Here is a 23,046-nt window from a genome sequence, read left to right on the forward strand (position 1 = left end):
CGATCCGGTTCCCCGACGCGCCGGGCCCGTCGGCAGCTAAGGTCAACCGCCATGGACGACGGTTCGGTACAGGTGCAGGTGCTCAGCCATCCGATGGTCCGGGCTCGGCTGACCAGCCTGCGTGACGCCGAGACCGATACACCGGCGTTCCGCACTCTGCTGGCGCAACTGACCACGATGCTCATGTACGAGGCGCTGGCCGGGATCGACGTCGACGAGACCACGGTGCGCACGCCCATCGGTCCGTGCACCGGAGTCCGGATCGCCCAGCCGCCGCTGCTGGTGCCGGTCCTGCGGGCCGGACTGGGCATGCTCGATGCCGCCATGACGCTGCTGCCCGAAGCGCAGATCGGCTTCGTGGGGGTGGCTCGCGATGAGGCGACCGCTCGACCGAACGAATATCTGGTGTCGCTGCCGCGCGAGCTGGCCGGCCGGACGGTCTTCGTCCTTGATCCGATGCTGGCCACCGCCGGATCGATGTGTCACACCCTCGACGTCCTGGCCCGTCACGGTGCCGACGACGTCACCGCCGTCTGCGTGGTCGGCGCCCCGCAGGGGGTGGCCGCCCTCCAGGCGTCGCCGCACCGGCTGCGGTTGGTGATCGGCGGCATCGACGACGGTTTGAACGAGGACTCCTACATCGTGCCCGGCCTCGGTGATGCGGGCGACCGGCTCTTCGGTCCCCGGAACTTCTAGGACCGTCCGGCCGGGGCTGGTGCGGGTGTGCGGGGAACCCGGCGATGTCGGGGGTGCGCGGTACGGTACGGCGACGGTTCAGGACAGGGAGGTGACGATCATGGCCGCGAAGGGTGGCAACAGCGGGTGTCTGACCGCGATCGGAGTGGTCTTCCTGATCGGGCTGCTCGCCTCGATACCCGGTGAGGTGTGGATCGGGATCCTCGTGGCGGCGAGTGCCGGCGTGCTGATCTGGGGCCTGTCCCGGCTCAATCGGCAGCGCCAGGCCAAACGGCTGGCCGACGAGCAGGCCGCCGAAGCCAAGCGCAAGTGGGAGGCGCACCAGCAGCGACAGGCCTTCGTCAACGAGCTCGGTATCGAGAACGTCCGGCGACTCGATGCGGCTGTGGCGGCGGTGCACCGGGTCTCCGGTTCAGAGGCCGCACGGGAGGGCTGGCTCGGTGACACCGACTTCTCCGCCGACATCACCGGCATCACCGACCGCTACCGGCGGGCCCGTGCCTTGCGGGCCACGGCGATCAGGCTGTCAGGACTGGATGCGCCCAACCAGGACGACCGCCGGATCCTCGCCGAGGCGCAGGCCGCAGCAGAGGCGCTGGAAGAGGCGGCCAATCGCAATGTGGCGTTGATCGAGCAGTGTGCTGTTGAGGCCGCGAGCATCGACGAGTCCCTGCGGAAGGAGCGCGAGGATGCGCGCACCGCCGAGGAGCGGGCCACGCTGCACGGTCAGCTCAACGCCATGCTCTACGGCATCGAGGCGGCCCCGCAGACCGATCACGTCGATTCGGCTGCCGACCGGGTGATCGCACGGGTGCGCGGCTACCAGGAGATCAAGCGGCAGATCCAGCCGTTGCCGTGAGGGCCGCCGCAGCTGCGGAGAGCCCGCGGACTCAGTCGACCCACGCCTGGATCATCGGCTCGGTGCTCAGCGTCCGGCCGTTCTCGGTGATGACCAGCGATGAGGGGGACACCACGTACCGCACCGAACCGTTGACCGCGGTGAACGTCGACCCCGAACGGGACGGATAACCGATTTCGATCGCATTGCCGTTGGCCAGCCCCTTGTAGTAATTGCGGCCCACCTGGCTGCCGACCTGACAGATCACCACCCGCGAACGCGCGGTGTAGCCGATGAACACCAGCGGATCCTCGGGTGCATTGCAGCGCGGACCGGAGGCGAAACCGCGGGCATCGGCGCCGCTGACCGGCGGTGCCGACGGAGACGGGCTGGGTTCGGGGGACTGCGCCACCGATGGGGCGGGTGCCGGGATCTGTCCGGCCGCATCGGGCTCCTGGGGCGCCGGTGCCCCCGGCTCCACGACGGTGACCTCGGTCGGGGGCGGCGATGCCTCGTCGTTCTGCTGGTTGTTGTGGCGGATCACCACGACGCTGACCGCGACCAGGGTGGCGATCACGATGGGCACCAGGATGGCGGCCAGGATCTGTGGGGTCCGGTTCGGCGGCGGTGCGGGCGGATACCCGGGCGGCGGATATCCGGCCGGGGGATACCCGGGCGGGGCACCCCCGAACTGAGCGCTGTCGAACTGGGGAACCCCGAACTGAGTCGGCGCGAATCCGGTCGGTGCGTATTCCGGCGACGTCTGCGGGGCGGTGTCGGCGTGCGAGCCGGACTGCTCGGCGGTCTCGAAACCCGGTGGTCGGGCTTCGTCCGGTCGATGCTGATCGGGCTCGTGCGGCTTCGTCATAGTGCGTCCTCCCCTGCGCGGGCACCGACCGGCAGGGTCAGCGCCGATCCGCGCGGAAGTCAGCCTACCGGGGCCCGCGACCGCGGACCGCAGCGATAGAGTCTGTCCCATGCCGTATCTCTCTTTGACCGACGACGCCGCTGAGGTCTTCCTCGGTACGCAGGGCCTGGAACTCGACGAGACCAACCCGGAGAACAGGTTCGCACTGGACTGGCTCGACGCGGTGAACGTCGTGCTCGATGAGGCCGTCGCCGCGAAGAAGCCGATCGTGCTGACCGCGACCGGTAAATTCTTCTCCAACGGTCTGGACACCGACCACATCGCCGCCTCGTTCGCCGAACTGCCCGGGTACCTCGACCGGGTGCACCAGCTGTACGCGCGGGTGCTCACCCTGCCGGCGCCGACGATCGCCGCGATCAACGGCCACGCCTTCGGTGCCGGCGCGATGCTGGCGCTGTGCGCCGACCACCGCATCATGCGCACCGAACGCGGCTTCTGGTCGCTGCCCGAGGCCGCGCTCAACATGCCTTTCACCCGCGGGATGGCGGCGCTGGTGCGCACCCGGATCCCGGATGCCACCGCCACCGAGGCCATGCTGACCAGCCGGCGCTACAACGCCGATGACGCGCTGCGCGCAGGCATCGTCGACCAGACCGCCGACGAGCCGGAACTGATCGAGGCGGCCCGTGCCGTGGCTCGGGAGCGGACCGGCCTCGTCAACGACAACCAGACCGTCATCAAGCGGGGTCTGCGACTGCCGCTGCTGGAGGATCTGCGCACTCCGACTCCGCCGACGCTGCTCTGATGTCGACGGTCATCGACGACTGGCTCGCCGAGAACCTGGACCAGGTGATCGGCTGGCGTCGCGAGATCCATGCGTGGCCTGAGCTGTCGATGGAGGAGTTCGCCACCACCGCCAAGGTGGTCGAAGTCCTCACCGCGGCCGGTCTGAAGCCGGTGGTGCTGCCCAAAGGCACCGGTGTGGTCTGCGATCTCGGTCCGGTGGACCGGCCGCGTATCGGTTTGCGCGCCGACCTGGACGCGCTGCCGATCCCCGAACAGACCGGACTGCCGTTCACCTCGCGGGTCGAGGGGGTGGCGCACGCGTGCGGACACGATGCGCACACCGCGATCCTGATGGCCGTCGGGTCCCTGCTGGCCGGTGTCGTCGACGACGAGGCACCGGGTCCGCCCACACCGGGCTCGGGGCTTCCCTACGGCGTGCGGCTGATCTTCCAGGCGGCCGAAGAGGTGATGCCAGGCGGCGCCCTGGATGCGATCGAGGCCGGAGTCACCGACGGACTGGCCCGGATCTTCGCGCTGCACTGCGATCCGCACCTGCCGGTGGGTACCGTCGGACTGCGCGCCGGGGCACTGACCTCGGCGGCCGACCGCATCGACGTGCAGTTGCAGGGGCCGGGCGGACACACTTCGCGGCCCCATCTGACCGCCGATCTGATCTACGCGATGGGTGCGCTGATCACCGGCCTGCCCGGCGTCCTGGCCCGCCGGCTGGACCCGCGATCGGGCACGATCATGGGCTGGGGTGCCGCACACTCGGGTGACGCACCCAACGCCATCCCCCAGGAGGGCCGACTGCGCGGCACCGTCCGTACCGGAGATCACCAGGTGTGGGCGGAACTGGAGCCGCTGGTGCGCGGCATCGTCGGCGAACTCGTCTCACCACTGGGGGTGAGCTACCACCTCAACTATGTGCGGGGTGTGCCGCCGGTGATCAACGACGAGGACTCCATCGGCATGCTGCGGCGCAGCGTCTCAGCGATCGATCCGGCGGCCGAAGTGGACACTCCGCAGTCGCCCGGTGGCGAAGATTTCGCGTGGTACCTGGAGCAGGTGCCCGGGGCGATGGCGCGGTTGGGCGTCTGGTCGGGACTGGGACCGCAGTGCGATCTGCATCAGCCCAACTTCGATATCGACGAACGTGCCATCGGTGTGGGTGTGGCGACCCTGGCCGGCGTGGTGCTGCACGGTGAACTCGAGGCCGAACTCCTCTGACCGGATCGCGGCTGTCCGCGGCCGATCACCGAGCTCAGGGCTGGTTGTCCATCGGCTCGTCGGGTCCGGGGCCCACATTGCGGGCCTCGTGCAGCCGCAGTCGTTCGATGTAGTCGGCCGGGGCGCCGGCGACCTCGGCCGCATCGGCGATCACTCCGATGTACCGGGCCGACGGCAGGCCGCCCTCGTAACCGTCGACCACATACAGCCACACCAGTCGCGGCCCGTCGGGGGTATGGACCCGCGCCCGCACCTTCCGGTGCACACCCAGTTCGGTCCCTTCCCAGCGGTCCAGGTTCGCCTCGTCCTCGGTGGGCACGTCGTACAGCACGACGAAGACCTTGGAGTCGGGGTTCTCCCGATCCTCGGTGACGGTGGCCAGCGATCCCTCCCAGCCGATGTCGTCGCCGGCGAAGGTCAAGCGCCACCCGTGCAGCCAGCCGGTGGATTCCATCGGCGAGTGCGGAGCCCGCTCCAGCATCTGGGCGGGATCCATGTTCGACGCATAGGCGGCATAGAGGGGCACGGCGCAAAGCCTATGCGTTTGCCGCGACGGAGGGAACTGCACACGGCGGTCGAGATGCGGATAGGTTGGGGAGGACAACAGCCCTGTGGACGAGGAGTGGCGTGTGGCGCGGATCGTGATCATCGGTGGAGGACCGGCCGGATACGAGGCGGCGCTGGCGGGCGCGGCCTACGGTGCCGACATCACGCTGCTGGACTCCGACGGTATCGGCGGAGCCTGCGTCCTGTGGGACTGCGTGCCCAGCAAAGCCTTCATCGCCACCACCGGTGTGCGCACCGAGGTCGGCAAGGCCGCTGAATTGGGGATCGGTGTCGGCTCGGAGGCGTCGTCGGTCACGGTGACCGATATCAACCAGCGCGTCAAAGATCTGGCGTTCGCTCAGTCCGCCGACATCCGGGCGCGACTGAGCAGCGAAGGGGTGCGGATCGTCAACGCCCGCGGCTGCCTGGCCGGCACCGACGACACCGGTGCCCATGAGGTGACCGCGACCTTCCCCGACGGTGCCACCGAAACCGTGGTCGGCGACGTCGTGCTGATCGCCACCGGGGCCTCCCCGCGGGAGCTGCCCGACGCCACCCCCGACGGCGACCGCATCCTGACCTGGCGCCAGCTCTACGACCTGGAGGTTCTTCCCGACCACCTGGTGGTGGTCGGTTCGGGCGTCACCGGCGCCGAGTTCGTGCATGCCTACACTGAACTGGGTGTCCGGGTGACCCTGGTGTCCAGCCGCGACCGCGTGCTGCCGCACGAGGACGAGGACGCCGCCCGCGTGCTCGAGGAGGCCTTCGCCGAGCGCGGGGTGACCCTGATCAAACATGCCCGGGCCGATCGGGTCTCCCGCACCGACGAGGGAGTCGTGGTGGAACTGGCCGACGGCAAGACCGTCGAAGGCTCCCATGTGCTGATGACCGTGGGTTCGCTGCCCAACACCGGCGATCTGGGCCTGGAGGAGGCCGGGGTGGCCGTCGACCGGAACGGGTACATCACCGTCGACCGGGTGTCGCGGACCTCGGTCTCCGGGATCTACGCCGCCGGCGACTGCACCGGGGTGCTGCTGCTGGCTTCGGTGGCCGCCATGCAGGGCCGCATCGCGATGTACCATTCGCTCGGCGAGGGTGTCAGCCCGATCCGGCTCAAGACCGTCGCCGCGTCCATCTTCACCAGCCCCGAGATCGCCGCCGTCGGTGTCTCGCAGAGCGCGATCGACCGGGGCGAATACCCGGCGCGAACGGTGATGCTGCCGCTGTCGACCAATCCGCGCGCCAAGATGAGCGGGGTGCGCCGCGGTTTCGTCAAGATCTTCTGCCGGCCGGCCACCGGAGTGGTGATCGGCGGGGTCATCGTCTCCCCGAACGCCTCGGAGCTGATCCTGCCGATTGCGCTGGCGGTGGAGAACAAACTGCAGGTGTCGGATCTGGCGAACACCTTCTCGGTGTACCCGTCGCTGAGCGGCTCGATCACCGAAGCCGCCCGGCAGTTGGTGCGCCACGACGATCTCGACTGACCTCGTTGGTGGACTCTTCGGCGCCGGCTGAGCGCGTCGGTACCTGGCGGGAACTGTTCTCTCCCGGACATCGGTCGGCGGTGATCGTCCTGGCCGGTGGTGTCGGACTGTTCGCGACCAACACCTACGTGACCACCTCGCTGATGCCCAGCGCGATCGACGATATCGGTGGAGTTGAGCTGTACGCCTGGACCATGACGGTCTTCGTCGTCGCCGCGGTGGTGTCGTCGATGCTGGTGGCGCGGTCTCTGGCCCTTCTAGGGAGCCGAACCTCCTATGTGGGCGGTTTCGCCGTGTTCGCCGGCGGCACCGCCATCGCGGCGATCGCTCCGACGATGCCGGTGATGCTGGTCGGCCGCGGGATCCAGGGACTGGCCGCCGGGCTGCTGGCCGGGCTCGGGTTCGCGGTGGTGCGGCTGGTGCTGCCGCGCTCCCTGTGGCAGCGGGCGGTGGCCCTGATGTCGGCGATGTGGGGGGTGGGGAACCTCAGCGGTCCGCTGATCGGCGGTGTCTTCGCCCAGGTCGGGCTGTGGCGGGGCGCCTTCGTGATGCTGGCCGGCATCGCCGTACTGCTGGGGTGGTTGTCGGCGCGGGTGCTACCGCCTCGCGCCGGAGCCGCCGAAGCCGTCGAACCGATCCCGTGGACGGCGCTGGCCCTGCTGGCGGTGGCCGCCCTGGCGATCAGCGTGGCGTCGATCGAGACCGACCCGATCATGGTCGCAGTCATGATGGGCGGTGCCGTCGTCGCCGCGGGTGCCTTCGTTCTCCGCGAACGGACGGCGCAGGTCCGGGTCCTGCCGTCGCTGGTGTATCACGGCTCCTCGCCGCTGCGATGGATCTATCTGTCGATCCTGCTGCTGACCCTGGCGGTCACGATCGAGACCTTCATCCCCCTGTTCGGGCAGGAACTCGGCGGCATGTCGCCGTTGATGGCCGGCTTCTACGGAGCGGCGATCTCGTGGGGCTGGACGGTCTCGGCGGTCATCAGCTCGAATGTGGCGTCGGCCCGCGGCAAGCGGATCGTCCGGGTCCTCGGCCCGCTGTTCATCTCCGCCGGTTTCCTCAGTCTGGGTTTGCTGCAGACCGACTCGGCGCCCTGGCCGGTGATTCTGGGCTGGGTGGTGTCGCTGTTCGTGGCCGGTTGCGGGATCGGCATGGCGATGGCGCACTGGCTGACCGCCGGCCTGCAGGTGGCCTCCGGTCCGGGCACCGGCGAAGCGGCGCAGGTGTCGGCGGGGATGAACACCACCCAGCTGATCGCGACCGCGTTCGGCTCGGCGCTGGCGGGATTGCTGGTGGCCGTCGGCGGACCCTCCCTGCTGGGATCGGCCCGGGTACTCAGTTTCAGCTACGTACTGGTCGGCGTTCTCGCGGTCGGTGCCGCACTACGCGAATTCGCCGTGGTCCGCGCGATGGCGCGGGGATCCGGTGGTGCGGCTGGCATCACGCCAGATCGAACGAATGGATGACGGCGCGATTCCAGCCGGCATAGAGACGTTCGCGTTCACCCGATGCCATCGCCGGTGACCAGCGGCCGCCCTCGGCCCAGTTGGCCCGGATGTCGTCGGTGGACTCCCAGAAGCCGACGGCCAGACCGGCGGCGTAGGCGGCCCCCAGCGCGGTGGTCTCGTTGACCACCGGCCGCACCACCGGTACCCCGAGGATGTCGGACTGGAATTGCATCAGCAGATCGTTGACCACCATGCCGCCGTCCACTTTGAGGGTGGTCAGGGCGACACCGGAGTCGGCCTGCATCGCCTCGATCACCTCACGGGTCTGGTAGGCGCTGGCTTCCAGTACCGATCGGGCGAGATGACGCTTATCGGCGAAGCGGGTCAGGCCGACGATCACTCCGCGCGCATCCGGACGCCAGCGCGGGGCGAACAGGCCGGAGAAGGCGGGAACGAAATAGACTCCGCCGTTGTCGTCGGCCTGTGCGGCCAGTGTCTCCACATCCGCGGCGGTCGGGATCAGCCCGAGGTTGTCGCGCAGCCACTGCACCAACGAGCCGGTGACCGCGATCGATCCCTCCAGGGCATAGCGGGCGGGCTGATCACCCAGCCGGTAGCAGACCGTGGTGAGGAGGCCGTGGTCGGAGAAGACCGGTTCGGTACCGGTATTGAGCAGGAGGAAGTTCCCGGTGCCATAGGTGTTCTTCGCATCCCCGGGCTCCAGGCAGGCCTGACCGAAGGTGGCGGCCTGCTGGTCACCCAGGATGCCGGCGAGCGGTACATCAGCGAACGACCCGGCTGCGCGCAACGGACCGATGACCTCGGAGGAGGACCGGATCTGCGGCAGCATCGACATCGGGATGCCCACCTCGGCGCAGATCTGCTCATCCCACGCCAGGGTGCGCAGATCCATCAGCATGGTGCGCGAGGCGTTCGTGACATCGGTGATGTGCTGCCCGCCGTCCACGCCACCGGTCATATTCCAGGCCAGCCAGCTGTCGACGGTGCCGAAGCACAGTTCACCGCGCTGCGCCCGCTCGCGGGCCCCGTCGACGTTGTCCAGAATCCACCGGATCTTCGGACCGGCGAAATAGGAGGCCAGCGGTAGTCCCGTGCGGGATTTGTAGCGGTCCACCCCGGCATCGCCGGCGAAGTATTCGCAGAGCTCGTCGGTCCGGGTGTCCTGCCAGACGATGGCGTTGTACACCGGCAGGCCGGTGGTGCGGTCCCAGACGATGGTGGTCTCGCGCTGATTGGTGATCCCGCAGGCGACGACCTGATGCGGCTGCAATTCGCTGGCCGCCAGGACCGCACCGGCGACCCGGCGGGTGTTGCGCCAGATCTCCATCGGATCGTGTTCCACCCAGCCGGCCCGTGGAAAGATCTGCCGGTGTTCCAGCTGTTCGGAGGCCACCACCTGGCCGCTGTGGTCGAAGATCATCGCGCGGGTGGAGGTGGTGCCCTGGTCGATGGCGGCGACGTAGGTGCGGTCGTGGGTCACAGTGTCGTCGGTCACTCGAGACAGTCTGCCAGAGACGCGGTCGTACTCGGCTAAAGTCTAACTCGTGTCCAGTGTGAATGAGCAAGACCGGCCTGCGGATCTGTCTCCCGCACAGCGGAACGAGGCGTGGGAGCGACTGTCCACCGAGGAGTTCGATCTCGTCGTGATCGGCGGAGGCGTGGTCGGTGTCGGAACCGCGCTGGATGCCGCCACCCGGGGCCTGCGCGTGGCGCTGGTGGAGGCACGCGATATCGCTTCGGGTACCTCGAGTCGCTCGTCCAAGATGTTCCACGGTGGGCTGCGCTACCTGGAACAACTCGAGTTCGGACTGGTCCGCGAGGCGCTGCGGGAGCGAGAGCTGTCCCTGCGGCTGCTGGCGCCGCACCTGGTCCGGCCGCTGCCGTTCCTGTTCCCACTGACCAAGCGCGTGTGGGAGCGTCCCTACATCGCCGCGGGTCTGTTCCTCTACGATCAGATGGGCGGAGCGAAGTCGGTGCCCGGCCAGAAACACGTCTCCCGCCGCAAGGCATTGCGGATCGCACCGAGCCTCAAGCCGGATGCGCTCGTCGGAGGCATCCGGTACCACGACACCGTCGTCGACGACGCTCGGCACAGCCTGACCCTGGCGCGCACCGCGGCCCAATACGGCGCGGTGATCCGCACGTCGACGCAGGCCGTCGGCTTCGACAAGACCGGCGGCCGCATCACCGGAGTGCACCTGCGTGACAGCGAGACCGGGGCCACGACGACGGTGCGAGCGCAGTGCGTGGTCAACGCCGCCGGAGTCTGGACCGACGAGGTGCAGCAGCTCTCCGGCGAACGCGGCGCATTCACCGTGCGAGCCTCCAAGGGTGTGCATATCGTGGTGCCCCGCGACCGGATCGTCAGCGAGGTGGCGATCATCCTGCGGACGCCCAGCTCGGTCCTGTTCGTCATCCCGTGGGAAACGCACTGGATCATCGGCACCACCGACACCGACTGGAACCTGGATCTGGCCCATCCGGCGGCCACCCGCGCCGATATCGACTACATCCTCGAGCGCGTCAACGCCGAACTGGTCACCGAACTGACGCACGACGACATCGAAGGCGTCTACGCCGGACTGCGCCCGCTGCTGGCCGGCGAGGACGAGAGTACCTCGGCGCTTTCGCGCGAGCACGCCGTCGCCACCGTCGCCCCGGGCCTGATCTCCATCGCCGGCGGCAAATACACCACCTACCGGGTGATGGGCGCCGATGCCGTCGACGCGGCCGCCGAGTTCATCCCGGATCGCATCGGTGATTCAGTGACCGAGCGTGTACCGCTGCTGGGTGCGGACGGCTACTTCGCCCTGATCAATCAGTGCGATCACCTCGGTGAGCAGTACGGTCTGCACCCGTACCGGGTCCGCCGCCTGCTCAACCGCTACGGATCACTGCTTGACGAGGTCCTTTCGCCGGCCGCCGCAGATCCGTCGCTGCTGCAGCCACTGGAGGCCGCACCGCAGTATCTGCGGGCCGAAGTCGCCTACGCCGCACGTCGCGAAGGCGCCCTGCACCTGGACGATGTGATGGCGCGACGCACCCGCATCTCCATCGAGTACAGCCACCGCGGTGCGGACTGCGCTCGCGAAGCCGCCGAGCTGATGGCGCCGATCCTCGGCTGGTCCGCCGAAAAGACGGACTGGGAGGTCGAGAACTATCAGGCGCGGGTACGTGCGGAGATCGAATCGCAGCGGCAGCCGGACGACGAGGCCGCTGATGCGCTGCGCGTGGCCGCACCGGAAGCACGCCGGGAGATCCTCGAGCCACTGCCGCCCGCCGAGCCGACCGGCCGGTAGCCCGCGCCGGAGGGGGAGCGGACCGTCCGGTTCAGCTGCCGCCGATCCCCAGGTCCACCAGGAGCTCGGCGGCGATGGCCTCCAGTTCAGTGCGCACCGCCCCCAGATCGGCATCGGCAGGAACCAGGACCTCCATGGTCGCCTCGAACAGAGTGCCCCCGGCCATCGGTGCTTCCCGGGTCGCGGTGGTCATCTTCTCGATCGACACGCCGCTGCGATTCAACGCTGCCGAGATCTCCTGGACGATCCCGGGACGGTCGTTGCCCAGTAGACCGATGGTCAGGGCGGTGGCCGTCGCACGCTCGACGGGGCCGTCGGCCGAATGGACCGCGACTTCCAGGAGGCCGTCGAGGCTGGTGACCGCGTCGATCAACTGCTGGGCACCGTCGGCCGGGACGGCCACGGCCACGATGCCGGCGAACTTTCCCGCAAGGTGCGCCAGCTGACTCTGTTCCCAGTTCCCGCCGTGTCCGGCGACCGCATCGGCCAGCGCCGAGACCAGTCCCGGCCGGTCGTCACCGATCACCGACAGCACGAGATTCCGCATGAGGTCAGAGTATCGGCCAGAGGTCGGCTGCACGGGCGACTCGGCTCAGGTGGGCCGTCTCACCGGAGGACCAAGGTCCCTGGGGCACGATGAACCTGGGTTGGCGGCGCCGGTCGGCATAGGCTGGAAGGACATCGACATCGCAGACCCGGCGCGGTCGAGCATGGAGAGGAATGAGGAGAACATGGAAGCGATCACCGTTCTGGATGCAGACCAATGCTGGAACCTGCTGAGCGAGAGCGTCATGGGGCGGTTGGCGCTCAGTGCTGACGGTGAACCGGAGATCTTCCCGATCAACGCCTACGCGCACAACGGCAAGATCCTCTTCCGGACCGGCGAGGGCACCAAACTGTCCGAGCTCGCGGTGAACAGCCGGGTGGCGTTCGAGACCGACGGCTTCACCAGCAAGATCGGCTGGAGTGTGGTGGCCAAGGGGCATGCCCGGATCCTCACCGGCACCAAGGAGATCCAGGAAGCCGACCAGTTGCCGCTCAAGCCGTGGGTGCCGACGCTGAAGATGAACTACGTCGAGATCGACGTCACCGAGATCTCCGGCCGGCGGTTCGCGTTCGGTCCCGAACCCGACCGCTATCCGGTGTGACTCCACAGGCGCGACACGACACGGCCCCGTGAACCGCATCGCGTGCGGATCGCGGGGCCGTGTCGTCGCTCGGCCGGCGCAGAGCCTGCCGCCTTGCAGCCTGCCGCCTCGCAGTGGCAGACCTACCGGAGGATCTGCAGGTCCAGGCCCTTCATGGCCCGGTCGATCGTCTTGCCGTTGGACGTGGCCGCGTCCTGGCCGAAGTTGACCCAGCTGGTGACGGCGACCGCGTAGATCTTGGTTCTGCCGGTGTCGGCCGGGTCGAACGCCCAGATGACGCCCCCGGAGTCGCCCTGGTCGGTGATCCCGTCGAAGGAGACGTTGGTGCCGTGCTCGAGGTCCTGGAACTGGCCGCAGGTGATGCCGGAACGGTAGCCCAGGCGACACATGTACGGCTTGGCCTGAGCCAGCCATTCGGCGCTCTGCCAGCCCTGGAGGACAACGGACTGCTTCTGGTCGAACAGAGTCATATTCGGTGTGCCGGTCAAGTACTGCTTCATTTCGGGGAGCAGTTCGATCAGGGCGTAGTCGTCGCCGGTGGTGATCTTGGAGTCGCCGTCGTACTTGCTCCAGGCGAACCGGCCGATCTTGACCATGTCGGAGGGGTTCCCGGCGCCCTTCGGGTCGAGGTAGACATCATCGCCCTTGTTGCCGCAGTGGCCGGCGGTGAGGTTGAACAGCCGGTTCGGATCGGACTTCTGGCGCACCGTCCAGCCCAATGAACACGAGCTGGTGAGCTTGCCGTTGCGGGCGACATGGTATTTCGCACCGGGTTCCAGACGCTGCGGTGCAGACAGGTACTGGTAGCTGCTGCTGTCTCGCAGGATCTCCCGCTTCTTGACCTTGTTGCCGTCCTGCTCCACTTGGCCGGGCGCATCGCCGAATGGGGCGGCGTCGGCGACGCCTGCCATGCCGCCGGCCGCCAGCACTGCTGCTGCCAGGCCTGCGCCGAGAATGCCGAAGATTCGCTTGGTAGCCACTGAAGGCTCCTTTCGGTGGGCCGGTTGGTACCGGATGTGGACAACAGGTAGGAGTGCGGCCGCCCCGGGAAAGTTCCCAGGGGATCGGTTCACTGCTGCGCGCTTCGATTCGGCTGCGGCGACCATCCGTGTGCACCGGACTCCCGGCCCGGTGCCGAGGCAGGGCCGGTGGGCGGAACCGGGTACTGCGGGGGCGCCGGGTATTGCTGCGGCGCCGGGTATTGCTGCGGAGCCGGGTACTGCTGCGGAGCCGAGTATTGCTGCGGAGCCGGGTGCGGGGGCATCGCCTGCGCGGGCGTCGCGGCCGACAACTTCTCGTCGAACACGCTCAGACCGCGCATCTCCGCATCGTGAGTCTGTTTGGCGAGTGCGCTCATCGAGGTGGCTTCGCGCCACTCGCGGAAGACGACGGTGGCGAAGAAGAAGCACAGCACCACCGAGGTGACGTGGTAGCGGGCGAAGGCGCTCACCGCGATCTCGGCAGCCTGCATGTACGAGAACCACTTGTCCGAGTCGTCGCCGCCGCCCAGAATGCTGCGGCCGTAGGGTTCGGCGGTGAAAGCGTAGACCACGATGAGCAGGCCCCCGACACCGGACAGGATCACCGCCATCACCGAGGTTTTGAACAGGAATGGTGCCGCCTCGGCCGGAGTGCTCAGGCGGGTGTAGCCGCGCCGGTAGTACAGGTGAACCAACGGTGCCGATGCGAGGACGAAGACGCCGACCAGCAGAAGACCGTCACCCAGCGCAGGCGAGATCACCGCGAACATGGTGAGCATCACGATCGATGCGAACGGGGCGACCACGATGACGAACCACCCCGGAGCGACCGCCGCCGGATAGAGCCCCTTGATTCTTCTCGCACCCCGCAGAACGCCACCGGCCAGACCGATGATGACCGGGAGCAGCATCACGGCCAGGATCACCACGGCGTACATGCTGTACGAGTGGGTGAGGCTTTGGGTCAGCATCTCCATCTCGTTCCGGGTGACGCGAACACCTTCCGCATCGAGCACCGAACCGACGGCGGCCTCGAAGTCGAAGATCCAGGACAGCGGAAGCAAGGAGGTGACCAGGGGAACCGTCGTCGCCACCAGCCAGCTGCCGAACAGCACACGAGTCGACTGCCGGATCTGCGTCCAGCGGGCGATCGCCACGGCGATGCCGATCGGCAAGACCAGGAGCGAGAGCAGCGAAAGCCAGCGCACGAGCAGACCGAATCCGGTGAACTGCTCGGAGTCGGTGACGGTGTCCCGGATCGAGGTCGCCAGGGACAGTGTCAACGTCACCAGCGCCGCGGGCATGACGATGATCAATACGCTGCGGCGCCACACCAGGAGACGTTGCAGGGAGTCCTCGAAGATCCCGGCCTGCTGCAGGGCCAGCCGTTCGCGCGGGCTGGGCGGGTTGTCTCCCCAGCCGATGAGACGACGGACATGGTCGGCCGGAGCCGGCCCGGCTGCCTGCGGTATCGGCGGATTGTCGCCGGGAGTGGGGCTGTGCCCACCGAACCGGTGCGGTTGCGGCCCCTGGACATGTGGTCCCTGCGGATAGGTCATCGTTGCCTTTCGATCGAGGTGGACACCGGCATGTCGAAGCCGCCCGGACGCAGACGTGCGCGAACGAGCTCTGGCAGATGCGGTTACGAGGTAGGAGAGTGCAGAACCACAAAAGGTTCCCGCGCGTCAGAAACTCGGCGAGACAGTCCGTGCCGGCTGACAGGAGGGGCAGTAGAAGATCACTCGATCGGTGGTCACTGGGGGTATCGTGATCGCGCTGCGGCGAACGATGGTGCTACAACGGCGGCAGGGGCGATGCTCGCGCCCGTATACCCAGAGCTCCCGGCCCCGTCGGCGATCGCCGGTGGTCACCCGGACGGTGCGCAGTGCGTTCTGGGTGAGAAGTCGGTGGGCGATGTCGACCAACCGGTCCAGATCGCCGGCCGCGGAGACCGGCGTGGCCGGATGCACACCGGCGATGAAACAGAGTTCGTTGCTGTAGATGTTGCCGATCCCGGCCAGCAGCCGCTGATCCAGCAGCGCCGGCCCCAGCGGACACTCCGGTGCGGCCGCGAGATTCGCGGCGGCGACAGCGGGATCCCACTGCGCGCCGAGGAGATCCGGGCCCAGATGGGCGACGACGCCGGCCGGATCGGCGGTCAGCTGCAGAACCCCCAGATCGAAGCCGACGGCTTCGGTGTCGGCGGTGCGCAGGACCACCCGAGCCCGGTGTCCGGGGCGGCGCCACTTCTGTCCCGGCCGATAGACGTGCCACGCGCCGTCCATCATCAGGTGCGAGTGGATCGACAGAGCCCGGCCGCCGTCGCCGGTCAGGTCGACGAACAGATGCTTACCCGCGGCGCGTACTCGATCGATCCGCCCGCCGGAGAGGTCTTTGGTCGCCAGCGAGGGAATGCGGAAGTCGCTGCGGACCAAAGTCTTGTCCGCCAGTGCTGCGTGCAGTCGGTACGCAGCGCGGAACACGGTGTCACCCTCAGGCACGGCCGGTCCCGGGGGCGTAGTTCATCCGCAGGCCCCGCGGAGTGGAGGAGAAGCCCTGCGCGGTCAGGATCGTCCCCAACTCCGTGCGCAGAACAGGATCGCCGTCGACGAGGTCGATGTGTATTCGCGCTACTCGCCCGCGCTGGACCGCGCCGGCCAGGGCCGCGCCGGCCGACTCCAGGCGGACGGCGTCATCGGTGAAGGTGAGGATCCGTTTGCCGCCGCGTTCGATGAACAGGGTCAGATGCCCGTCCACCAGAACCACCAGGGCACCGGGTTTGCGTCCGGGACGGTGGCCGCCCCGGACGTCGTCGGCGGGCCAGGCCAGGGCGGCGCCGTACGGATTGGCCGGATCGGTGGCGGCCAACACGTGTGCGGTCAACGCCTGCCCGCGCGGCACCGTCGCCGACTCGCGCAGCGTGTCCACCGTGTGTCCGGCAGCGAACTGCGCACCACCCAGACCGTCGATGAAATACCCGCGGCGCGCCTGACCGGAATCCTCGAATACGTTCAGCGCCTTGTAGATCCGAGCGAAGCCGCCGGGCACCTCTTCTGCTGCGACGGCGCCCTTGGTGACCACCCCGTAGCGGTCCAGCAGGATCTCGCAGGTCGCTGCGGCAGCGGACGTGGGCTCCAGAGCGGTCCTCGCGAGCACGGCCCAGCGCCCGCCGACCAGCGGCGGCACCGGCAGACCGTCGGTGCCGGCCAGATACCGGCTCGACAACCGGGCGCTCCGCAGCCGCGGTGCCCGGGCAGGTCCGCCGCGGACGCGGTGCGACGGTGCCGAAGGGGAGCCTACGGATCGGGAACGGCCCGGCGACAGCAGTGCCCGCACGGGGGCGAAGGAGTCGTTGGTGACCGCGCCCGACCACACCAGATCCCACAGTGCGGTGTGGCGCTGGGTGTCGTCGCCGATCGCGCAGCCGGCCGCATCGAGGGCCTGCGCCAGACGCCCGTAGCGGACCGCGCCGCCCCCGAATTCATCGAGTAACAGCCGGTGCACCTGCGTGGTCTGCACCTCGTCGACCGGCCGCAGGGTCAGCGGTGCCGATTCGGCCGGATGCAGACTGATCCAGCCGTCGGAACTGCCGATCCGCCCGTGCCCGGACCAGAGGACGTCGCCGCTCGAGAGCAGTTCGTCGAGCATCGCCGGCCGGTAGTCGGCGACCCGGGACGGCAGCACCAGCGACTCCCAGGCCGAAGCCGGGATCGGCTGTCCGGCGAGTTGCTCGATCACCGACATCAGTCCGTGGACACCGCGCAGCCGCGGATCACGTTCGGCCTCCCCGGGTCCGCCGACGTGGTGCCAGGACATCAGGAACCGTGCGTAGGTTTCGTGGCTGACCGGTTCGACCTCGGCGCGGCCGGCCGCCAGCGAACCACGACGCAATTGGCCCAGCACATCGCTGTGGCACCACTGGGCGCGCTCGGCATCGTCGCGGACCACGAACTCGCCTTCGATCACCGTACGCCGCCCGGCCAGCCGGATCAGGGTGTCGGCGACCACCGCGACACCCATCCCCAGGTCGGCGGCTGCCTCGGCGACGGTGAACGGCCCGTGGGTGCGCGCATAGCGGTGCACCAGATCTCCCACGGGATCGTCCGGGCCGATCAGGTAGGCCGCTGGAACCCCCGGCGGAGGCGGGATCCCCAGGCCGTCGCGCAGTCGCGCGAGGTCGTCGACGGCGGCCAGCCGCTGGGCTCCACCCATCATCACGGTCACGACTCGGCCGGTGCGCTGCGTGTCCGCCAGGACGTCGCCCAGGGGGTCGGGGCCGCCGTATCTTTCGGCGAGTTGCTCGGTGGTCAGCGGGCCCAGCCAGCGCAGCAGATCGATGACGTCCTGACCGTCGCGGGCCCGTCGCTCCGGTGCAGTGCGCTGCAGCCGGGCGATGGTGTCGGCGATGACCACCGGATCCAGGAGTTCACGCAGGTCCACGCGGCCGAGAAGCTGCGCCAGCAGCGCGGTGTCCAGGGCCAGCGCGGTGGCCCGGCGTTCGGCCAGGGGCGCATCGTCGTCGTAGATGAACGAGCCGGTGTAGCCCAGCAGCATGCCGGCGGCGAACGGCGACGGCGAGGCGGTCTCCACCTCCACGGTGCGGATCCGGCGCCGGGCGATCCGGGTCAGGACGTCGGTGAGGGCGGGCAGGTCGTAGACGTCTTCCAGGCATTCGCGCGCCGCTTCCAGGATGATCGGGAAGTCGGGGAACTGCGCGGCCACCGCCAGCAGCTGTGCGGCGCGCTGACGCTGCTGCCACAGCGGTGCACGCCGGCCGGGATCGCGGCGGGGCAGCAGCAGTGCTCGGGCCGCACATTCGCGGAACCGTGCGGCGAACAGCGCCGAATCGGCCAGCGCCCGGGTGGCGAGGTCTTCGATGTGGTCGGGATCGACGTCGAAGACCTCCGCGCCGGGCGGGTCGTCGTCGGTATCGGGGAGCCGGACGATGATGCCGTCGTCGGTGGCCGTGGTGGCGCCGTCCAGACCCAGTCGCTGGCTCAACTGGGCGGCGATGGCGCTGGCCCACGGAGCGTGCACCCGCAACCCGTACGGGGAGTGCAGGATCAACCGCCAGTCGCCGAGCTCGTCGCGGAACCGCTCGATCACCAGGGTGCGATCGGTCGGCAGAACACCGGTGGCCTGGCGCTGGTCGGCGATCAGGGCGGCCAGATTCGCGCGTGCGTTCGGGCTGAGCCCGATCGCGTCGGCGGACTCCTCGAGTCGGGCCGGATCGCCGACCGCGCCGACGAACGCGCCCATCGCCGCACCGAGTTCGGCCGGGCGCCCGACCGCGTCACCGACCCAGAACGGCAGGCGGCCGGGCTGACCGAAAGCCGGGATCACCAGGACACGGTCGTGGGTGATCTCGACGATCCGCCAGCTGCTGGCGCCCAGGGCGAAGACATCGCCGACCCGCGACTCGTAGACCATCTCCTCGTCGAGTTCGCCGACCCGCTTCCCGCCGCTGGCCTCGTCGGCGGCCAGGAAGACGCCGAACAGTCCGCGATCGGGAATGGTGCCGCCGGAGGTGACCGCGATCCGCAGCGTGCCGCGCCGGGCGGTCAGGACCCCGGCGGCCCGGTCGTAGTCGACCCGGGCGGCCAGCCCGGCGAACTCGTCGGACGGGTACCGCCCGGAGATCAGGTCGAGGACGGCGTCGTAGACATCACGGGTCAGATCCCGGTACGGGGCTGCGCGCCGCACCGCGTCGAACCACTCGTCGACAGGCAGGTCCTCGACCGCGGTGGCGGCGACGGTCTGCTGCGCCAAGATGTCGAGCGGATTCCGCGGAACGCTCAACTCCTCGATCTGCCCGTCGAGCATCCGGGCCACGCTCACGGTCGCCCCGATCAGATCGGTGCGGTGTTTCGGAAAGACCACGCCGGTGCTGGTCTGGCCGACCTGATGACCGGCCCGTCCGATGCGCTGCAGCCCCGAGGCGACCGACGGAGGGGTCTCGACCTGGATCACCAGGTCCACCGCGCCCATATCGATCCCCAGTTCCAGGGAACTGGTCGCGACCACACAGCGCAGCAGCCCGGACTTCAGATCGTCCTCGATCTGCGCACGCTGCTCCTTACTGACCGAACCGTGATGTGCGCGGGCCAGCAGTGGAGGTGCACCGGCGGCGACGACCCCGACGTTGAACGAGGAAGGCATACCACCGGGGACGTCGGGGTTGGGCCCGGTCTCCAGGTCTACTCCGGCACGTTCGGCCGCGATCTGATTCAGCCGGGCGGTCAGTCGCTCAGCCAGGCGGCGTGAGTTGGCGAAGACGATCGTCGACCGGTTCTGTTCGATCAGGTCGACGATGGCCTCTTCGATGAACGGCCACAGCGAACCAGCGGTGGGGGAGAAGGCATCGTCGGACTCGGTTTCGGCGACGGTGGTCGGTACCGGAAGGTTGGTCATGTCTTCCACGGGCACGTCCACACGCAGATCGAAATTCTTGTCCGCCGGTGGAGCGACGATGCTGACCGGCGCCGTGCCGGACAGGAAGTGGGCGATCCGCTCGGGCGGGCGGACCGTCGCTGACAGGCCGATCCGTTGAGCCGGCGCCGCGGTGAGACGATCCAGCCGCTCCAGCGACAGAGCCAGATGGCTGCCGCGTTTAGTCGGGGCCAGCGCGTGGATCTCGTCGATGATGACCGTCTGCACGTCTCGCAGCGTCTCGCGCGCCGCCGAGGTCAGCATCAGATACAGCGATTCGGGGGTGGTGATCAAAATGTCGGGAGGGGTGCTGACCAGTGCGCGCCGCGCGGCCGCGGGTGTATCGCCCGAACGCACACCGACGCTGACCGCAGGAGCGGGACGGCCGAGATCGGCGGCGGCATGGCCGATGCCGACCAGCGGTGCCGACAGGTTGCGCTCCACGTCGACGGCCAGGGCTTTGAGTGGCGAGATGTACAGAACCTTCACGCCGGAGGATTCCTCCGGCGGAGATTCGGCCCGAGCAGCGAGCTCGTCGATGGCCCAGAGGAAGGCCGCCAGCGTCTTGCCCGATCCGGTCGGCGCGATCACCAGGGTGTTCGCACCCGCGGCGATCGACTTCCAGGCACCGATCTGAGCGGAAGTCGGTTCGGTGAAGGCACCGGTGAACCAGCGCCGGGTAGCCGGCCCGAACCGCTCGAGGACATCGGTGCCGTCGGCCATGACTCCATTGAACCGCAGGAGGGTGACACTTCAGTCGCTGGCAAGCAGGTGTTCGCGATAAGCTGACCCCAGTCCGACGCGGGGAATCCGGTGAGAATCCGGAACGGTCGCGCCACTGTGAGGCCGCCGTGACGGCGGGCGAGTCAGAGCACCGGTCGGGCTGCCGTTGCGTCGTCCGATGCGGCGGCCACCACGACGGGACGCAGAATCCCAGGAGCAGGTAACTCTGATGACCGCATCGACTCATTCCGCCTCCGGCGCGGCGCCCAAAGACCTGGCCGCCGGCGCCCGCAGCCTGGCGGTGCCGCACCTGGACACCGCCTCGAGCGCGCTGTTTCTGACCGCCACCGTGCTCGTTGCCGCACTGGCCTACTACTTCCTCGGGTACGACCAGGGTGCGGTCTCGGTGTTCGGCTCCGACACCCACATCCACGAGTTCGTGCACGACGCCCGCCACTTCCTCGGCTTCCCCTGCCACTGATCCGAAGCGGAGGACAACAGAATCATGGAACGTAAATTCGTCGGCGCCGGCCTGCTCTCGGGCCTGATCGCCGGACTCGTGGCCTTTCTGTATGCGCGCATCTTCATCGAGCCGCAGGTCGCCAAGGCCATCGACTACGAGGAATACCGCAGCCACGCCGAAGAGGAGATGGAGATCGCCCTCGGCGGCACGGGCGGCCACAGCCACGAGCACGAGCTGTTCAGCCGCAGCGTGCAGGAGAACATCGGCGCCGGTGTGGGCACGGTGATCTTCGCGCTCTGCATCGGGGCCTTCTTCGCCGTGGCCTTCACCTTCCTGTGGGCCTATGTGGGGCGACGCTGGGCAGAAGCCGACCCGCGCGTGGTGGCCTCGGTGCTCGGGCTGATCGGCTTCGTCGCCGTGAGCGGCGTACCGTTCTTCGTCTACCCGCCCAATCCGCCCGCCGTCGGTGAGGAGGACTCCATCGGTGCCCGCTCGAGCGCCTACCTGACGCTCACCGTCGTCTCGGTGGTGGCGATGATCCTCGCGGTCTGGCTGGTCATGGCGCTGTGGGCCCGGCTCGGCGGCCTGGTGTCGACCGTCGCCGCGTCGCTCGCCTACCTGGGCGTGATGGCCGTGACCGCGGCGCTGCTGCCGACCTTCCAGGAGGTACCGGGTCCGCTGGAGGCGAACGGCACCATCTACGGGGCCGGTTTCCCCGGGCAGGTGATCGCCGACTACCGCGTCTACGCGATCGCCAACCAGGTGGTGCTGTGGGCCGTGCTGGTGGCCGTGTTCGCACTGATGCTCGGCATCTTCATGCAGCGCGGCGCCCGTCGCCGGGAGCCGCAGTCCGAGCTGGCCGAGGCCTGATGGCCGCATGCTGCTGATCGTCGCCGGCCGTACCGCCCCCAACCGGGCAGTCGTTTTCGGCGGTGAGCACGACGACCTCGACGACCGCGGTCGCCGCGACGTCGCACTCATACCGGGCCGGCGGCCGGAGCTTTCGCGACTTCCGGGCCGATCCGTACTGCGGGTCGGCCCGGAACCGTCGGTGCGGCAGTCCGCAGAACTGGTCACCGCCCTCCCGGCTGGCCGGCCCGGGTCTGGAGTACCCGCCGGCCTCGCCGTCGACCCGCGGTTGGCGACCCTGGATATAGGTTCCTGGCGCGGCCTGACCCCCGAACAGATTCCCGCGCATGACCTCGGCGCCTGGTTCGCTGACCCGGCGGCGACTCCGCACGGCGGAGAATCGGTGTCGGGGTTCGTCGAACGGATCGTGGCCCATGTCTCGACCCTGGATCCGTCGGTGACTCTGGTGGTCGCCAAGGCCGTGGCGCAGGCTCTTCTGTGTCCGCGGCCCGAGGAATACTTCGCTACCGAGGTGAAGCCTGCCTCGCTGCATCGGCTGTGATCTGCCGGACAGCGGACGGCAGCGCGGCCCGGCTACCGTGACCGGCGACGACAGCTGCCCGGGGACCGTTCCTCCCGTCGAGCTGCCTTATTGGGAAGGAACCCGCGGGGGATGTCTCCTTTGATACCGATGTGGTGGGACGTCGTGTTCGCCACGGTGCCGTTGCTGATTCTGCTGCTCCTCGGATTCTCGATCTACGCGGCGATCCGGAGCTACCGGGTCGCCAAGCAGCGGGGCATCGACCCGCTGACCGCTGACACCGAGTTGAAGACCCGGCTGATTCAGAGTGATCTGCTGGCGGCATCGGGGACATCGGCGGCGAAGTCGGTCGAGCAACGCCTGGCAGAGGTGGACGATCTGCATGTCCGCCAGCTGATCAGCAGCGCCGAAAGGGAGAGTGCGCGCTCCCGGATCCTCGGGGAGTTGTGACCGGGGGGGTCTGTCGTCTCGCGGTGAGTGCGCGCTGCCGCGATGCCGCGGGGAACTCATCTTGTCGTAGGGTCGCGGTACAGTGACGGCGCAACTTGAAAACCTGCGCTGAGCAGCCACGATCGGCTCTTTCTGGAGTCGATAGGTCGGGCACCTGACATCACATACGAGCTTGCGACACGTCTCTGGGGGATAGAGATGAATGCTCTGGAAGCGACTGTTTTCACCGACCGTCCGGCCGACG

At 68.7% G+C, this 23,046-nt stretch carries 20 protein-coding genes and 1 riboswitch; of the genes, 12 read left to right on the top strand and 8 right to left on the bottom strand.

From position 1 onward, the window contains the following. Positions 1 to 51 precede the first annotated feature (51 nt). Positions 52 to 696, top strand: a complete 645-nt coding sequence (gene upp, locus GOHSU_RS04355; protein WP_005937403.1) for a uracil phosphoribosyltransferase — start codon at positions 52 to 54, stop codon at positions 694 to 696. A 100-nt stretch (positions 697 to 796) separates the two neighbouring features. Further along, the gene (locus tag GOHSU_RS04360; RefSeq protein ID WP_024332787.1) at positions 797 to 1,555 is read left to right on the top strand and encodes a hypothetical protein; all 759 of its coding nucleotides are present in this window, start codon (positions 797 to 799) and stop codon (positions 1,553 to 1,555) included. Positions 1,556 to 1,586: 31 nt separating this feature from the next. Here the strand turns inward: GOHSU_RS04360 and GOHSU_RS04365 are convergent, their stop codons facing one another. Next, complete coding sequence (locus GOHSU_RS04365) at positions 1,587 to 2,402, bottom strand: hypothetical protein (protein ID WP_005937408.1); 816 nt, start codon at positions 2,400 to 2,402, stop codon at positions 1,587 to 1,589. 109 nt (positions 2,403 to 2,511) lie between these two features. Here GOHSU_RS04365 and GOHSU_RS04370 point away from each other — a divergent pair, with 109 nt between their 5' ends. After that, positions 2,512 to 3,207, top strand: coding sequence for an enoyl-CoA hydratase/isomerase family protein (locus GOHSU_RS04370; RefSeq protein ID WP_005937411.1), 696 nt, complete (start codon positions 2,512 to 2,514; stop codon positions 3,205 to 3,207). Further along, the gene (locus tag GOHSU_RS04375; RefSeq protein WP_005937414.1) at positions 3,207 to 4,418 is read left to right on the top strand and encodes an amidohydrolase; all 1,212 of its coding nucleotides are present in this window, start codon (positions 3,207 to 3,209) and stop codon (positions 4,416 to 4,418) included. The genes GOHSU_RS04370 and GOHSU_RS04375 overlap by 1 nt, the downstream gene beginning before the upstream one ends. Before the next feature lie 34 nt (positions 4,419 to 4,452). On the opposite strand, the gene GOHSU_RS04380 is transcribed toward GOHSU_RS04375, so the two are convergent. Next, positions 4,453 to 4,944 (bottom strand): gamma-glutamylcyclotransferase family protein, encoded by a 492-nt coding sequence (locus tag GOHSU_RS04380; protein WP_005937416.1) that lies wholly within the window; start codon positions 4,942 to 4,944, stop codon positions 4,453 to 4,455. Between the two features lie 103 nt (positions 4,945 to 5,047). Between GOHSU_RS04380 and GOHSU_RS04385 the strand changes: the two genes are divergently transcribed. Both GOHSU_RS04385 and GOHSU_RS04390 read left to right on the top strand, forming a co-directional pair. Beyond that, on the top strand, positions 5,048 to 6,448 hold the full coding sequence (locus tag GOHSU_RS04385) for an NAD(P)H-quinone dehydrogenase (RefSeq protein ID WP_024332788.1): 1,401 nt from the start codon (positions 5,048 to 5,050) through the stop codon (positions 6,446 to 6,448). Between the two features lie 8 nt (positions 6,449 to 6,456). Beyond that, the gene (locus GOHSU_RS04390; RefSeq protein WP_155820943.1) at positions 6,457 to 7,917 is read left to right on the top strand and encodes an MFS transporter; all 1,461 of its coding nucleotides are present in this window, start codon (positions 6,457 to 6,459) and stop codon (positions 7,915 to 7,917) included. Here GOHSU_RS04390 and glpK read toward each other — a convergent pair. Continuing rightward, the gene (gene glpK / locus GOHSU_RS04395) at positions 7,892 to 9,415 is read right to left on the bottom strand and encodes a glycerol kinase GlpK (RefSeq protein WP_005937422.1); all 1,524 of its coding nucleotides are present in this window, start codon (positions 9,413 to 9,415) and stop codon (positions 7,892 to 7,894) included. The two genes, GOHSU_RS04390 and glpK, sit on opposite strands and share 26 nt — an antisense overlap. Before the next feature lie 49 nt (positions 9,416 to 9,464). Between glpK and glpD the strand changes: the two genes are divergently transcribed. After that, entirely contained in the window at positions 9,465 to 11,219 is a 1,755-nt protein-coding gene (gene glpD, locus GOHSU_RS04400) for a glycerol-3-phosphate dehydrogenase (protein WP_005937425.1), read from the top strand. Positions 11,220 to 11,250: 31 nt separating this feature from the next. Here glpD and GOHSU_RS04405 read toward each other — a convergent pair whose 3' ends face one another. Beyond that, the gene (locus GOHSU_RS04405) at positions 11,251 to 11,766 is read right to left on the bottom strand and encodes a glycine cleavage system transcriptional repressor (protein WP_005937427.1); all 516 of its coding nucleotides are present in this window, start codon (positions 11,764 to 11,766) and stop codon (positions 11,251 to 11,253) included. Between the two features lie 184 nt (positions 11,767 to 11,950). Between GOHSU_RS04405 and GOHSU_RS04410 the strand changes: the two genes are divergently transcribed. Then, positions 11,951 to 12,367, top strand: a complete 417-nt coding sequence (locus tag GOHSU_RS04410) for a pyridoxamine 5'-phosphate oxidase family protein (protein WP_005937429.1) — start codon at positions 11,951 to 11,953, stop codon at positions 12,365 to 12,367. A 122-nt stretch (positions 12,368 to 12,489) separates the two neighbouring features. Here the strand turns inward: GOHSU_RS04410 and GOHSU_RS04415 are convergent, their stop codons facing one another. The 4 genes from GOHSU_RS04415 to GOHSU_RS04430 form a co-directional block, all read right to left on the bottom strand. Next, entirely contained in the window at positions 12,490 to 13,347 is an 858-nt protein-coding gene (locus GOHSU_RS04415; protein WP_005937431.1) for a chymotrypsin family serine protease, read from the bottom strand. A gap of 89 nt (positions 13,348 to 13,436) precedes the next feature. Beyond that, complete coding sequence (locus tag GOHSU_RS04420) at positions 13,437 to 14,906, bottom strand: hypothetical protein (RefSeq protein WP_005937433.1); 1,470 nt, start codon at positions 14,904 to 14,906, stop codon at positions 13,437 to 13,439. Between the two features lie 126 nt (positions 14,907 to 15,032). Further along, positions 15,033 to 15,848: a DNA-formamidopyrimidine glycosylase family protein gene (locus GOHSU_RS04425; RefSeq protein WP_005937436.1), complete on the bottom strand. Its 816-nt coding sequence runs from the start codon at positions 15,846 to 15,848 to the stop codon at positions 15,033 to 15,035. Continuing rightward, a complete protein-coding gene (locus GOHSU_RS04430) occupies positions 15,841 to 20,499 on the bottom strand; it encodes an ATP-dependent helicase (RefSeq protein WP_005937438.1) in 4,659 nt (1,552 codons plus the stop codon). The genes GOHSU_RS04425 and GOHSU_RS04430 overlap by 8 nt, the downstream gene beginning before the upstream one ends. Positions 20,500 to 20,556: 57 nt before the next feature. Next, a riboswitch (cobalamin riboswitch) is annotated at positions 20,557 to 20,673 on the top strand. Between the two features lie 55 nt (positions 20,674 to 20,728). Here GOHSU_RS04430 and GOHSU_RS04435 point away from each other — a divergent pair. The 4 genes from GOHSU_RS04435 (at position 20,729) to GOHSU_RS04450 (ending at position 22,802) form a co-directional block, all read left to right on the top strand. Next, the gene (locus GOHSU_RS04435; RefSeq protein WP_005937440.1) at positions 20,729 to 20,980 is read left to right on the top strand and encodes a CbtB domain-containing protein; all 252 of its coding nucleotides are present in this window, start codon (positions 20,729 to 20,731) and stop codon (positions 20,978 to 20,980) included. A gap of 24 nt (positions 20,981 to 21,004) precedes the next feature. Continuing rightward, entirely contained in the window at positions 21,005 to 21,832 is an 828-nt protein-coding gene (locus tag GOHSU_RS04440) for a CbtA family protein (protein WP_005937442.1), read from the top strand. A 7-nt stretch (positions 21,833 to 21,839) separates the two neighbouring features. Further along, entirely contained in the window at positions 21,840 to 22,373 is a 534-nt protein-coding gene (locus GOHSU_RS04445; RefSeq protein ID WP_005937444.1) for a histidine phosphatase family protein, read from the top strand. A 111-nt stretch (positions 22,374 to 22,484) separates the two neighbouring features. Beyond that, positions 22,485 to 22,802: a hypothetical protein gene (locus tag GOHSU_RS04450; RefSeq protein ID WP_005937446.1), complete on the top strand. Its 318-nt coding sequence runs from the start codon at positions 22,485 to 22,487 to the stop codon at positions 22,800 to 22,802. Positions 22,803 to 23,046: the final 244 nt, after the last annotated feature.

This window comes from Gordonia hirsuta DSM 44140 = NBRC 16056 (genome assembly GCF_000333015.1).
GTDB lineage: Bacteria > Actinomycetota > Actinomycetes > Mycobacteriales > Mycobacteriaceae > Gordonia > Gordonia hirsuta.